At 75.3% G+C, this 13,404-nt stretch carries 10 protein-coding genes and 1 pseudogene; 2 read left to right on the top strand and 9 right to left on the bottom strand.

The genetic code is table 11. From position 1 onward, the window contains the following. A pseudogene (locus tag JIG38_RS08915) lies at nucleotides 1–1,390 on the bottom strand (hypothetical protein); the annotation flags it as partial. 395 nt (nucleotides 1,391–1,785) lie between these two features. Between JIG38_RS08915 and JIG38_RS08920 the strand changes: the two are divergent. Together JIG38_RS08920 and JIG38_RS08925 are read left to right on the top strand one after the other, a co-directional pair. Then, on the top strand, nucleotides 1,786–4,083 hold the full coding sequence (locus JIG38_RS08920; RefSeq protein ID WP_199423439.1) for a coiled-coil domain-containing protein: 2,298 nt from the start codon (nucleotides 1,786–1,788) through the stop codon (nucleotides 4,081–4,083). A 10-nt stretch (nucleotides 4,084–4,093) separates the two neighbouring features. Continuing rightward, the gene (locus JIG38_RS08925) at nucleotides 4,094–4,540 is read left to right on the top strand and encodes a hypothetical protein (RefSeq protein WP_199423440.1); all 447 of its coding nucleotides are present in this window, start codon (nucleotides 4,094–4,096) and stop codon (nucleotides 4,538–4,540) included. Between the two features lie 34 nt (nucleotides 4,541–4,574). On the opposite strand, the gene JIG38_RS08930 is transcribed toward JIG38_RS08925, so the two are convergent. The 8 genes from JIG38_RS08930 to JIG38_RS08965 form a co-directional block, all read right to left on the bottom strand. After that, on the bottom strand, nucleotides 4,575–5,399 hold the full coding sequence (locus JIG38_RS08930; protein WP_233404713.1) for an alpha/beta fold hydrolase: 825 nt from the start codon (nucleotides 5,397–5,399) through the stop codon (nucleotides 4,575–4,577). Between the two features lie 74 nt (nucleotides 5,400–5,473). Further along, nucleotides 5,474–6,292, bottom strand: coding sequence for an alpha/beta hydrolase (locus tag JIG38_RS08935; RefSeq protein WP_233404714.1), 819 nt, complete (start codon nucleotides 6,290–6,292; stop codon nucleotides 5,474–5,476). A gap of 11 nt (nucleotides 6,293–6,303) precedes the next feature. Then, nucleotides 6,304–7,212, bottom strand: a complete 909-nt coding sequence (locus tag JIG38_RS08940; protein ID WP_307844741.1) for an HAD family hydrolase — start codon at nucleotides 7,210–7,212, stop codon at nucleotides 6,304–6,306. After that, nucleotides 7,182–7,484, bottom strand: a complete 303-nt coding sequence (locus JIG38_RS08945) for an Rv1322 family protein (RefSeq protein WP_199423441.1) — start codon at nucleotides 7,482–7,484, stop codon at nucleotides 7,182–7,184. Before JIG38_RS08945 ends, JIG38_RS08940 begins: the two co-directional genes overlap by 31 nt. A 57-nt stretch (nucleotides 7,485–7,541) precedes the next feature. Next, entirely contained in the window at nucleotides 7,542–8,984 is a 1,443-nt protein-coding gene (locus JIG38_RS08950; protein ID WP_199423442.1) for a GH1 family beta-glucosidase, read from the bottom strand. Between the two features lie 85 nt (nucleotides 8,985–9,069). Continuing rightward, on the bottom strand, nucleotides 9,070–11,352 hold the full coding sequence (gene yicI / locus JIG38_RS08955; protein ID WP_199423443.1) for an alpha-xylosidase: 2,283 nt from the start codon (nucleotides 11,350–11,352) through the stop codon (nucleotides 9,070–9,072). A gap of 118 nt (nucleotides 11,353–11,470) precedes the next feature. After that, the gene (locus tag JIG38_RS08960; protein ID WP_199423444.1) at nucleotides 11,471–12,391 is read right to left on the bottom strand and encodes a carbohydrate ABC transporter permease; all 921 of its coding nucleotides are present in this window, start codon (nucleotides 12,389–12,391) and stop codon (nucleotides 11,471–11,473) included. 1 nt (nucleotide 12,392) lies between these two features. Then, the gene (locus JIG38_RS08965; protein ID WP_199423445.1) at nucleotides 12,393–13,343 is read right to left on the bottom strand and encodes a carbohydrate ABC transporter permease; all 951 of its coding nucleotides are present in this window, start codon (nucleotides 13,341–13,343) and stop codon (nucleotides 12,393–12,395) included. Nucleotides 13,344–13,404: the final 61 nt, after the last annotated feature.

The following is a 13,404-nucleotide window of genomic DNA, read 5'->3' on the forward strand; positions in this document are numbered from 1 at the left end:
AGCTGGGCGGGCGGACGCTGCGCGCGGGCGAGAGCCTGCTGGCCCTCGTGTGGTCCGCGAACACCGCCGTCGGGCGCTTCCGCCACGACCGGCCCGACGCGCCCGAGAACCGCCAGCTCTGGTTCGGCGCCGGCCGCCCCCCGGGCCTGGGCGCCCCGGCGGGAGGACGGACGGGTGACGCCGTCGGTGACGGCGTGGCCGGCCCGGCGGGACCTGCGGCCGGTGGCACGGCGGCCGGGGCGGGGGCCGACGGCGTCCAGCCGCGCGGCGCCGACGCCGCGGCGGGCGGGCTCAGGCTGGGCGTCGTGCTGGGGGTCACGTCGGGCGTCCGGCCGGGAGGTGTCGGCAGCGCCTGCTGCGGGCCCGCCGCGGGGGCGGGGTCGGCGGCACGAGCCGTCACCGGCGCCACGGGCGTGCCGCCGGTGTCGGTGGTCTCGGCGCGCCGGAGCGACGGGAGCCGGAGCGCGCGCGTGTGCTCGGCCGCGCGCTCCGCGGCGCGCTGCTGCTCCAGCTCGCGCAGCTGGCGCCGGGTGAGCGGGCCCGCGGCGCCCTGGGGACCGGTCGTCCTGCCCGCGCGTTCCGCGTGGGCCGACGCAGCAGCCGCCGTCGTCGGCGCGACCGGTGCCTCCTCGGGCGCCGTCGCGGGCGAGGTCGTCGCCGGCGTGCGCGGTGCTGCGGGCGCCAGGGCGGCGGCGCGCGCGGGCCTCCGCGCACGCAGGAGCAGGACGGCCCACCACGCGAGCCCTGCGACGAGCAGCGCGGCGCCGACCAGCACGCCGGGCAGGTACCACGGCGTCGTGACGACCTGCGGCCACGTCAGGGTCAGCACCGGCGGCGGGGCGTCCTCCCCCGTGGTCGCGACGAGCAGGCTCCACCGGCCGTCCTGCGCGGTCCACTCCAGCGTGGCCTCGCCCTGGCCGCCGGTCTCCCAGAGCCAGAGGTCCGCTCCGGCCGGGTCGGGCGGCAGCACGGCCTCCTCGGGCGCGGTCGCGGGGTCCGCCGGCTCGGCAGGCTCGGCCGGCTCCGTCGGTGCGGCCTCGGTCGGCTCGGGAGCCGCCGCCGCGACGTCGTCGGTCGCGAGCGTCTCGCGGTCGGCGAGGCCCGTGACCCGCGTCACCGCGTCGTCGCCGACCCACGCCTCGACGTCCGAGGTCCGTCCGACCGCCAGCACGACGTCGGCCCCGCCGTCGGCGGTCGCGCGGATCGTGACGTCCTCGGCCGCGAGGTCGAGGACGCCGGGCTCGGTGAGCAGGAGCGTCGTCCCGTCGGGGGCCGACGCCGAGGCGACGAGGGTGTCCGAGGGTCGCCAGACCGTGGCCGAGGCGATCCCCAGGCCGATGGACGCTGCACCGAGCAGGCAGAGCAGCGACGCGAGAGCGCGTTGGAGCACGAGCCGTCCCTTCAGACGTGACGTTCCACCATAGGGGAGGCGGTGCGAGCCTTCCCCCGGAGCGGGTCGCGGGGGCGGCCGAGGGCAGCGCGCGCGCCGCCGCGGGCAGCGTCCGGACCGAGTGTGGCGGGCCGTGACGGACCGATACCCTGGGCGTGACTCCGCCGCGCGTGACCGTCGGCGCCCGGCCCCCGCGGCCGTCGCGCCACCCTCGTGCGGCGCCTGCAGCAGCCCCTTCAGCGCCAGTCCGTGCCAGTCAGCCAGTCCGTGCCAGTCAGTGCCAGTCAGCCAGTCAGTGCCAGTCAGCCAGTCAGTGCCAGTCAGCCAGTCAGTGCCAGTCAGCCAGTCAGTGCCAGTCAGTGCCGTCAGTGCCCCGTGCACACCCAGGAGGACCCGTGCCCGACGAGCGATCGCTGTTCCCCGTGGTCATGCGCGGTTACGAGCGCACCCAGGTCGAGCAGCGCCTCCAGGCCCTCGAGCGGCAGCTCGCCGACGCGCGCACCCAGGTCGAGCAGCTCGACGCGCGCGCCATGCAGGTCTCGGGCGAGCTCTCCGAGGCCCACCGCCAGCTCCGCGAGGCCGAGCGGCCCACCTACTCCGGCCTCGGGTCCCGCATCGAGCAGCTCCTGCGCTCGGCGGAGGAGCAGTCGTCCGACGTCATGGCCCAGGCCAACGCCCAGGCCTCGGACGCGATGGCGCGCGCCAAGCTCGCCGCCGGTCAGCTGCGGGCACGCGCGGAGAACGAGGTCGCCGAGATGCTCGCGACCGCCCACCGCGAGGCCGAGGAGGTGCGCAGCACCGCGGCGTCGGAGTCCGAGAGCACCCTCGTCGCCGCGCAGCGCCGGGCCGAGGAGCTCGTCAGCTCCGCGGAGCGCGAGGCCGCCCGCATCTCGAGCGCCGTCACGACCGAGGAGAACGAGCGGCGCACGGGCCTCGAGCGCGAGCTCGGCACGCTGCGCGCGACGGTCGAGCGCGAGACGACCGAGCTGCGCGTCACGACCGAGCAGGCCGCGGCCGAGCTGCGCTCGACCACCCAGGCAGAGACGAGCCGCCAGCGCGAGGAGGCCGAGCGGTACGCCCAGGACCTGCGGGCGGCGGCCGACGCGGAGACGTCCGAGCTGCGCCGCACGACCGAGGCCGAGACGGCAGCGCTCCGGACCGACGCCGAGCAGTACGCGGCCGCGCTGCGCACCCAGGTGCAGACCGAGTCCGCCGACCTCCAGGCGTCGACCGAGGCGGCGGTCGCCGCGATGCGTGCCGACGCCCAGGAGTACGCCGACACGGTGCGCGCGGTGACCGACCGCGAGGCGCGCGGCGTGCTCCAGCGTGCGGAGACGCAGGCCACCGCGCTGCGGACCGAGGCCGACCAGTACTCGGCGTTCGTGCGCGCGACCGCCGACCGCGAGGTCGCCGAGCAGCGGTCGGCCGTCGCCGACGAGCTCGCGGCCCAGCGCAACGCCGCGGCCGAGGAGGTCGCGGCGCTCCGCGCCGAGGCGGAGCTCTACGCGACGGAGCTGCGCTCGTCGGCCGAGCGCGAGACGACCGAGCTGCGCGAGACCACGGACCGCGAGGTCGCCCAGCTGCGGTCGACGGCGGCCCGCGAGACGACCGAGCTCCGCGAGACCACGCAGCGCGAGGCGGCCGAGCTCCGTGCGACGACCGAGCGCGAGACGACCGAGCTGCGCGAGACGACCCGCCTCGAGGTGGAGCGTCTGCTCACGGAGGCCCGCCGGACCGCGGCCGAGCTCACGGGCGCCGCGACCGAGGAGGCCGAGGCGATCCGCGACCAGGTCCGCCGGCTGCTCGCCGACGCCGAGGTTGACATCGCCACGCGCCGCGAGGCCGCCGAGCGCGCCGACGCCGAGCGCCACGAGGCCGCGCGCGCCGCGACCGAGCGGCTCGTCGGGGACGCGGAGGCGCACGCCGCCGAGGCCGAGCAGCGCGTCGCCAACGCGCTCGAGCAGGCCGAGAAGATCCGCCGCGACGCGGACGCGCACGCCAAGGACCTGCTCGCCAACGCGCGGCGCAACGCCGACCGCGTGGTGGCCGAGGCCCGCGAGCACGCCGAGCGCACGCTGTCCGAGGCGATGACCGAGGCCGAGCGCGAGCGCACGAGCGCGGCGCGGCAGGTCGAGGACCTCAACCGCCAGCGCGAGTCGATCACGTCCTACCTCGACGAGCTGCGCAACCTGCTCGGGCACGACCGCGCGCCGTCCCGCGCGATCCTCGAGCGGGCGGACGACGTCGAGGCCCGCTTCGCCGCGTCGGCCGGCGGCGCCGCGGGCGCCGTCCCGCTCGCCGAGGCCGCGGACGCCGGGGCCTCCGACGACGCGGAGGTCGACGTCGAGCAGGGCGGCACCGACCCGGTGGACCTCGAGCAGGACCTCGAGGAGGCCGCGGCCGTCGACGGCGTCGCGACCGCCGACGGGCCCGGGCGCGAGACGCCGGTCGAGGCCGCGGACGCCACCGACGTTCACGCCGACGCGGCCGCCGACGTGGAGGCCACCGACGCCACCGACGCCGCCGACGCCGCCGTCACTGAGACGTCCGACGCCTCCGACGCCGGCACCGCCGAGGTCGACGGGTCCGACGAGGCCGAGGGCACCGACGGCGTCGTGCCCCAGCCGCGCGACGGGTCGCCGCGCGACGCCGTCGGCGCGCAGGCGGGCGCCAAGGCGCGCAAGCGCGGCTGAGCGCGACCTCATGACGGCCGACTCCCCCGACGCCGCGCGCGCCTGGCGGGACCAGCGGAGCGAGGCGGCGTCGGCCCACGCCGACGCGCTCGAGCGGGCCCGGGCCGCCGAGTCGGCCCGGGCGCGCGCGCTCATCGCCGACTTCGTGCGCGAGGCGCGCGAGCGGGGCGTCGCGCCCGTGCCGCTCAAGGCCCGGAGCTACGACGGGCAGAGCCGCTACCGGACGCCGCTGACGGGCTGGTACCTGCGCCGCAACGAGTCGGTCGCGGTCGGGACGGACGGCGAGTTCTACGTGCTCTCGGTGCCCGGCAGCCTGCGCTCCCTCGTCACGGGCGCGCGGCCCGAGCCGAGCGACCCCCCGCTCGTGCTCGGCAAGGGCGCGCGCGACGGCGAGTCGATCGACCTCGTCGACGCGCTCGCGATCGCCCTCGGCACGCAGCAGCGCCGCCAGGGCTGAGGCGCGTCACCGCGCCCGGACCACCCGCGGCGCGTCAGCCCTGCGCGCGGGCCAGCAGGCTGCCGAGGGCGGCCGCGACCGGCTCGGGGCTCTCGTTGCTCGTCATGTGCCCCGCCTGCGGCACGACGACGAGCTCGGCGTCCGCGAGCGCGTCGACCATGTGCTGCGCGGCCGCGACGGGGGCGATCTCGTCCTCGTCGCCGACGACGACGACCGCCGGGCCGCGGTAGCCCGCGAGGACCGCGGTCCGGTCCGGCCGGACGGCCATCGCCTCCTGGGCGTAGGCGATCGCGGCCGGGCCCTGGTCCCGGATCCAGCGCTCGAGGCGCTCGGACAGGTCCGGGCGCGCGACGCGGTTGGTCGCGCCGAGCAGCGCCGTGCGCATCCCGAGCACCGCGTCGACGCGCATCTCCGCCCTCACGGTGCGCGCGACCTCCCGCCGGCGCTCGCGCGCCTCGTCGGTGTCCTCCGTCGACCTGGTGTCGACGAGCCCGAGGCCCGCGACGAGCTCCGGGTGCCGCTCGACCATGGCCATCGCGACGTACCCGCCCAGCGAGAGGCCCGCGACGACCGCGCGGTCGACGCCCTCGGCGCGGAGCGCCGCCGCGACGCCGTCCGCGACGACCTCGAGCGACGGCTCGGGCCCGGCACCCAGCGCCTGCGCGACGTCGGGACCCGACGGCGACGCGCCGAAGCCCGGGAGGTCGACCGCGAGCACGGTCGGGTCGCCCGCGAGGAGGTCGACGACGTCGAGCCACATCCGGTGGTCGAGCGGGAAGCCGTGCAGGAGCACGAGGGGCAGCCGCCCCGGTGCGCCGCGGCGCACGGTGTGGACCTGGGGCATGCCGTCCGTCGTCATCGGTCGTCTCTCCGTCTTCGTCGTGGTGTCGGCCGCGGCGGGACCGCGGCCGGTGTCGAGGGTGCCGGCCGGCCTCAGCGGGTCTCGTCGTCGTCGGTCGCGGTCTCGACCGGGCCGTCCCAGGTCGTCGGCAGGGGCGCGTGCCCGGGCAGCACGTGCTGGACGATCTCGTCGAGCACGCGCCGCACGGCGGCCTCACCGACCCACAGGTGCCGGGCCCCGTCGACGCCGATGACCTCGGCCGCCCGGACCGCCGAGAAGCGCTCGCGCGCCTCGGCGGGACGCAGGTAGTCGTCGAGCTCGGGGACGAGCACGACGAGCGGCTTGCCGGTCGCGTCCCAGGCCGCCAGGTGCTCGTCCGTCGCCCGGTGCAGCGGCGGCGAGAGGAGGATCGCGCCCTCGACGGACGGGTCGGCGCCGTGCATGAGCGCGAGCTCGGTGCCGAACGACCAGCCCACGAGCCAGCGCCGCGGCAGGTCGTGGAACTCGGCGTACTCCATCGCCGCGACGACGTCGTAGTGCTCCGCGACGCCGCCGTCGAACGTGCCCCCGCTGCGGCCGCGCGGGCTCGACGTGCCGCGCGTGTTGAACCGCAGCACGGCGAGGTCGGCGAGCGCGGGCAGTCGCCAGGCCGCCTTGCGCAGCACGTGCGAGTCCATGAACCCGCCGTGCGTCGGCAGGGGGTGCAGCGTGACGAGCGTCGCGACCGGCGGGCGGTCGACGGGCCGCGCGAGCTCTCCCACGAGCGTGAGTCCGTCGGCGGTGTGGAGCTCGATGTCCTCGCGCACGGCCGGCAGCACGGTGAGCGCGCGGATCGGCGTGCCGGTGCCGTCCGGGGCCGGCGTGGGCGCCGCGGCGGGGCGGGGGGCGGGCGTCGCGCTGTCGGTGCTCATCACGGCCGAGCCTATCGACGCCCGACGGGCGGGGCCCGGCGGACGGGCGCGTCCCCCGCGCCCTCCGTGCCTCCCGTGCCCTCCGTGGCGCCGAGCAGCCGCTCGAGCACGCCCGCGACGCCGTCGTCCTCGTTGGACGCGCAGACCTCGTCGACGACGGCGATGACGTCCGGGTGCGCGTTCGCCACGGCGACCGAGCGTCCCGCCCACCGGAGCATGGGCAGGTCGTTGGGCATGTCCCCGAACGCCCACACCTCGGCCGCGGCCACGCCGCGCTCGGCCGCCCAGCGCGCGAGCGCGGCACCCTTGGTGACCCCGGGCCCGGTGATCTCGGCGAGGCCGGGCGCACCCGAGTCCGCCACGACGGCGCGGCCCGCGAGGACCGCCTCGACGAGCGCGACGATCTCGGCGTCCGGGACCCGCTCGCACCGGGCCAGGAGCTTGCCGGTCGCACCGTCGAGGACGTCCTCGAGGCGTGCGGCCAGGGGCGCACCCGGCGGGACCGGGTGGTGGTTGCGGTAGCCGTGCTCCGCGGCGAACCCTGCGGCCCGCTCGGCCGCGAAGGCGACCCCGGGCAGCGCGGCGCGCAGGTCGGCGACGAGCGCCTGGACGACGTCGTCGGGCATGGTCGAGGCCTGGAGCACCGCCCCGCTCGCGGGCTCGTACACGAACGAGCCGTTGAGGCACGGGACGACGCCGTGCCCCGCGACGGCGTGCGCGACCGCGTCGACCCAGCGCGGCGGCCGCGCGGTGACGAAGACGACGTCGAGGCCGGCGTCGTGCGCGCGGCCCAGCGCGGCGCGGGTGCGGGGCGAGACGCTGCCGTCGTCCCGCAGCAGGGTGCCGTCGAGGTCGGTCGCCACGAGCCGCGGCACGCGCGCGGTGCCGGTCACCGGCGTCGCGCGCGGTGCGACCAGCACGACGCGTGCCAGTGCCGGCGCCCCGCGACGCCGGCCTCGGCGCCCAGCAGGTCGTCCGTCGCCCACGCGACGACGTGCGCCGTGCCGGACGCGATCTCCTGGCGGCACCCCGGGCAGGTGTAGGCCTTGCCCGACGCACCGCTCACCCGCTGGACCACCCACTCGCCGTCCGCCGCCGACTCGGTGCTGCGGCCGCCGCGCACGCGCTCGACGTCGAGCTCGGGGTGGTCCTGCGCCCACGGGCGCCTGGTGGACCGTCGGCCGCTCGGCATGCGTCCATCCTCCCCCACGCGCGCCGGCCCGGGCGCGGCCCGGGCCGGCGGGTGCGGTCAGGCGAGGTCGGGCGCGCTCTCGACCGCGGGCAGGGCGTCGGTGCGCACCAGCTCGCGGTACCAGTACGCGGAGTCCTTCCAGATGCGCTCGAGCGTGTCGTAGTCGATCCGGACGATCCCGAAGCGGCGGTGGTACCCGTAGGCCCACTCGAAGTTGTCCATGAGCGACCACACGAAGTAGCCGCGCACGTCGGCGCCCGCGTCCATCGCCTCGCCCACGGCGTCGAGGTGGCGGTGCAGGTAGCTGACGCGGTCCGGGTCGTGCACCCGGCCGTCCTCGGAGACGACGTCCTCGAACGCCGCGCCGTTCTCGGTGATCATCAGCGGCAGGCCCGGGTAGGTGCGGGACAGGCCGACGAGGAGCTCGGTCATGCCCGTCGGGTCGATGTTCCAGCCCATGGCCGTGTACGGGCCGGGCTGCGGGAGGAACTCGACCCGGTCGGCGCCGGGCCACGCCGTCGCGGACGACGCGCCGTGGCCGTCGTTCATCGACTTCTCGACGCCCGGCGGGACCCGGCGCACGCGCTGCGTGGAGTAGAAGTTCACGCCGAGCACGTCGAGGCCGGTGCGCGTGACGTCGAGGTCGCCGTCCTGCACGAACGACCAGTCCGTGAGGTGCGCCGTGTCCTCGAGCAGGTCCGCCGGGTAGTACCCGTCGAGCACGGGGTTGAGGAAGGCGCGGTTGGCGAGCGCGTCGATCTGGCGCGCGGCGTCGCGGTCCTCCGCCGACGTCGGGTCGTCGGCCCGGGCGACGTGGAGGTTGAGCGTGAGCGAGAGGGTGGCCGCGTCACCGAGGACCTCGCGCACCGCGCGCCCGCCGAGCCCGTGCGCGAGGTTGAGGTGGTGCACCGCGCGCAGCGCGTCCACCTCGCTCGTGCGGCCGGGGGCGTGGACGCCCGAGCCGTAGCCGAGGTAGGACGAGCACCACGGCTCGTTGAGCGTCGTCCAGACCTTGACGCGGTCGGCGTAGGTCTCCACGACCCGGCGCGCGTAGTCGCCGAACCGCAGCGCCGTGTCCCGCGCCGGCCAGCCGCCCGCGTCCTCGAGCGGCTGCGGGAGGTCCCAGTGGTACATGGTGACGACCGGGTCGATGCCCGCCTCGAGCAGGTCGTCGATGAGCCGCGAGTAGAAGTCGAGGCCCGCGGGGTTGAACGCGCCCGAGCCCGTCGGCTGGATCCGGGGCCACGCGAGCGAGAACCGGTAGGCGTCGAGCCCGAGGTCCTTCATCATCGCGACGTCCTCGGCCGTGCGGTGGTAGTGGTCCGCCGCGACCTCGCCGCTGTGCCCGTCGAGCGTGCGCCCCGGCGTCGCGGAGAACGTGTCCCAGATCGACGGGCCGCGGCCGTCCTCGGTGACCGCGCCCTCGATCTGGTACGAGGCGGTCGCCGCCCCCCAGACGAAGCTCGCGGGGAAGGTCCGGACCGATGGCGTCGTCGTCATGAGGCCACATCCTGCCGCAGTCGAATCGGTTCGGGTCGCGATGTCCACGAGATGGGAGCGCCACCACGTGGCGCGCGAGCGGCGGTCATGCGAGGTCCACCGTGAGCTCGTCCGCACCCGACGCCGCCGCGACGACGTCGCCCGTGCGCCCGCCGGACGTCACCTGCACCGACCAGGCGGCGGGTGCCGCGGTCGCCGTGACCCGCACCGACGCGCCCTCACGTGCGACGCGGAAGCGGGCCGCGGGGACACCGCTGCCGCCGCGCGGCACGACGACCTCGACCTCGGCACCGTCCTCGGGCTCGACGACGCGCAGGAGCACTCCGTCGGCCCAGTCGTACTCGGGCCCGTCGACGCGCGCCCCCAGCGGTACGACCGTCCCGGGCCGCACGAGCAGGGGCAGCGACAGGACGTCGTGCTCGTCGCGCACCCAGCGCGGCCCGCTGACCTGGGCACCCGTGAGCAGATGGGTCCACGTGCCCTCGGGCACGTAGTACTGGGCGCGGCCGCCCGGGCGCAGGACCGGGGCCACGAGCAGCGCGTCGCCGAGCATGTACTGGGTGTCGACCCCGGCGGCGCCGGGGTCCTGCGGGAACTCGAGCAGCATGGGGCGCATCATCGGCAGGCCGTCGGTGTGCGCCTCCTCGGCGACGCGCGCCAGGTAGGGCATGAGGCGCATCTTGAGGTGCGTGAACGTCCGGGCGACGTCGACCGCCTCCTCGTCGAACGCCCACGGCACGCGGTAGGAGGTCGAGCCGTGCAGCCGGCTGTGCGAGGACAGCAGGCCGAACGCGAGCCAGCGCTTGAACACCTCGGGGTCCGGCGTCCCCTCGAAGCCGCCGATGTCGTGGCTCCAGTAGCCGAACCCGGACAGGGCGAGCGAGAGGCCGCCGCGCAGCGACTCGGCCATCGCCTCGAACGAGGACCAGCAGTCCCCGCCCCAGTGCACGGGCATCTGCTGCCCGCCCGCCGTCGCGGCGCGCGCGAAGAGGACCGCCTCGCCCTCGCCGCGCCGCTCGACGAGGAGGTCGAAGACGGCCTTGTTGTAGGCCTGCGCGTAGTAGTTGTGCATGCGCTCGGGGTCCGACCCGTCGTGCCACACGACGTCGGTCGGGATCCGCTCGCCGAAGTCGGTCTTGAACGCGTCGACACCCATGTCGAGCAGGCGGTCGAGCTGGGCCGTGTACCAGGCCGAGGCCGCCGGGTTGGTGAAGTCCACGAGGCCCATGCCCGCCTGCCACAGGTCCCACTGCCACACGGAGCCGTCCGGGCGGCGCACGAGGTAGCCGGCCGCGGCCGCCTCGGCGAAGAGCGGCGACCGCTGGGCGATGTACGGGTTGATCCACACGCACACGCGCAGCCCGCGGGCCTTGAGCCGCGCGAGCATGCCCTCGGGGTCGGGGAACGTCCGGGGGTCCCACTCGAAGTCGCACCAGTTCAGCTCGCGCATCCAGAAGCAGTCGAAGTGGAAGACGCTGAGCGGCAGCCCGCGCTCGGCCATGCCGTCGATGAACGACGTCACGGTCGCCTCGTCGTAGTCGGTCGTGAACGACGTCGACAGCCACAGGCCGAACGACCAGGCGGGCACGCGCGGCGGCCGGCCCGTGAGCGCGGTGTACCGCCGCAGCACGTCCTTGGGCTCCGGGCCGCCGATGACGAGGTACTCGAGCGACTCCCCCTCGACGCTGAACTGCGTGCGCGTGACGATCTCCGACGCCACCTCGAACGAGACCCGCCCCGGGTGGTCGACGAGCACCCCGTAGCCGGCGTCGGACAGGAAGAACGGGACGTTCTTGTACGCCTGCTCCGAGGACGTGCCGCCGTCGGCGTTCCAGATGTCGATGCTCTGGCCGTTCTTGACGAACGGGCCGAAGCGCTCGCCGAGCCCGAACACGCGCTCGCCGACGCCGAGCGTCAGCTGCTCGTGGACGTAGCGCCTGCCGTCGTCGGACGTCACGACGCCGGTGCCCTTGTGCGGGCTCGACGTGAGGACCTCGCCGTCGTGGAGGAAGTCCACGCGCCAGTGCTCGCGGTCGACGCGCACCGACAGGCTGCCGGACGTCAGCACGCCCGCGGCCTCGTCGACCTCGACCTTGACGGGCGGCGCCTCGTCCGCGACCGCGAACCGCGGTCCCGGCCGGCCGCCGCCCACGTGGTTGTCGATCCGCACACGGATGACGTCCGGCATGGGCGAGCTGTACGTGATCGTCACGACGGGTCGGTTGAGCGTGTCGCCGCGGCGCCGGATCGGTGCGGTCGGGGCGTAGACGGTCATCGTCCGCTCGTCGGACCAGACGTCGTAGGCCTCGGCGGGGTGCAGCGGGTGCATGCCCTCGCGCACCATCCAGTAGCCGTCCGTGAACTTCATGGGGTCGGGTCGCTTCCTGCGCGGTGCGCCCGCGCGAGCGGGCGGCTGGGGTGGGTCGGGTGGGTCGACGGGGTCTTCGGTACCGTCGGTGTCGTCGGTGGCGCGGCGCCCGGGGCGGTCACTTGACCGCACCCGCGGTGATGCCGCGCGTGAGCGTCCGCTGGAACACGAAGAAGAAGATCACCGCCGGCAGCAGGCTGACGAGCGAGCCGGCGTTGATCGTCGGCGCGTCCATGAGGCGGTCGCCCTGGAGGGACGCGAGCGCGACCGGGATGGTCTGCGTCGCGTTGTCGATGAGCATCACGAGCGGGATGAAGAACTCGTTCCAGGTCCAGATGAAGAAGAAGATCACCAAGACCGACAGCGTCGGGCGCGTGATGGGGAACACGACGCGCCAGAGCACCTGCCAGCTGTTCGCCCCGTCGAGCGCGGCGGCCTCGAGCACCGAGGGCGGGAACGTCGAGAGCACCGAGGCGAGCAGGTACGTGCCGAAGGCGCTCTGGATCACCGTGAAGATGATGATCACGGAGAGCTGGGTGTTGTAGAGCCCGACCTCCTTGGCCAGGAAGTAGAGCGGGTAGATGAGCGCCTCCTGCGGGAGCATGTTGGCCAGCAGGAAGAGCGTGACGATCCACATCCGCCCGCGCACCCGGCCGATGCCGAGCGCGAACGCGTTGAGCAGCGAGACGACGGTCGCGAGGACCGCCACGGCGCCGCTGATGAGCACGGAGTTGGCGAGCTTGCCCGGGTAGTCGACCCGGTTCCAGAAGTTGACGAGCCCGTCCGTGTAGAGCTCGGTGGGCAGCGTCAGCGGGCCGGACGCCGAGTACTCGGCGGGCGACTTGAACGCGTTGAGCAGCATGATCGCGAACGGCGCCATCATGACCAGCGCGACGAGGACGGCGAGCGCGAGCACGACCCACCGCAGCGCGCCGCGGTGCAGCCGGTCGGTGGTGCGGGTCGCGGGCGTGGAGCGCGTCCGCCCTGCGGTGCCGGCGGGGCCGGCGGTGCCGGCGGCGGTGACGGGTGCGACGGTCATGTCAGCCCTCCCTGCGCTCGCCGGCCGCCTGCGCGCGGATGAACGCGACGGAGACGACGACGACGATGAGCGTGAGCACGGTGGCGATGGCCGCGCCGTAGCCGACCTGGGACTTGGGGAAGAAGTTCTGGTACGCGAAGTACGACGGCACGTTGGTCGAGTTCTCGGGCCCGCCGCGCGTGAGCACGTAGACCGGGCCGAACACCTTGAGCGCCGCGATCGTGCAGGTCAGCGTCACGACGAAGGTCTCGGGCCGGATCTGCGGCACGGTGATCGCGCGGAAGCGGCGGAACCACCCCGCCCCGTCGAGCTCGGCCGCCTCGTAGAGCTCGGGGTCCACCCGCTGGAGCGCCGCCATGAAGATGACGACGGGGTAGCCGATCTGGACCCAGATCATCACGGTCATCACCGTCGGCATCGCCGTGGTGGTGTCGCCGAGCCAGTTGAGCGCCCACGCGTCCAGCCCGACCGACCGGAGGACGACGTTGAGGCCGCCTGTCTGAGGGTTGAGGATCCAGCTCCACAGGATGCCCGCGACGGCGACGGGCAGGATCTGGGGCAGGTAGTAGGTCGCGCGCAGGACGCTCGCGACTCCCCCGCCGAACCGCTTGCCCAGGTAGTCGAACAGCACCGCGGCGAGGAGCAGGCCCAGCAGCGTGGGCACCACGACCATCGCGACGATCATCGCGACGGAGTTGCGGAACGACGTCCAGAACGTCTCGTCCGCGAAGAGCCGGGTGTAGTTGTCGAAGCCGATCCAGCGTGGGTCGCCGATCCCCGGCCACCGCGTCATCGAGTAGTAGAGGTTCATGACGAACGGCACGACGATCACGCCGACGAAGAGCACGGCCCCGGGGACGAGGTAGGCCCAGTAGACGCCGCGCCCGCCGGGCGTGCGACGCGAGCGGGACGGGCGGAGCGCGACGGGGGCGCGCCGGGACAGGGTGGTCATCAGGTCTCCCTCGGGCAGCGAACCGGGACGGCCGGGGGCGGGGCCGGCCGCCGCGAGGTGC

Origin of the sequence: Actinotalea solisilvae (assembly GCF_016464425.1) — a bacterium.
Lineage (GTDB): Bacteria > Actinomycetota > Actinomycetes > Actinomycetales > Cellulomonadaceae > Actinotalea > Actinotalea solisilvae.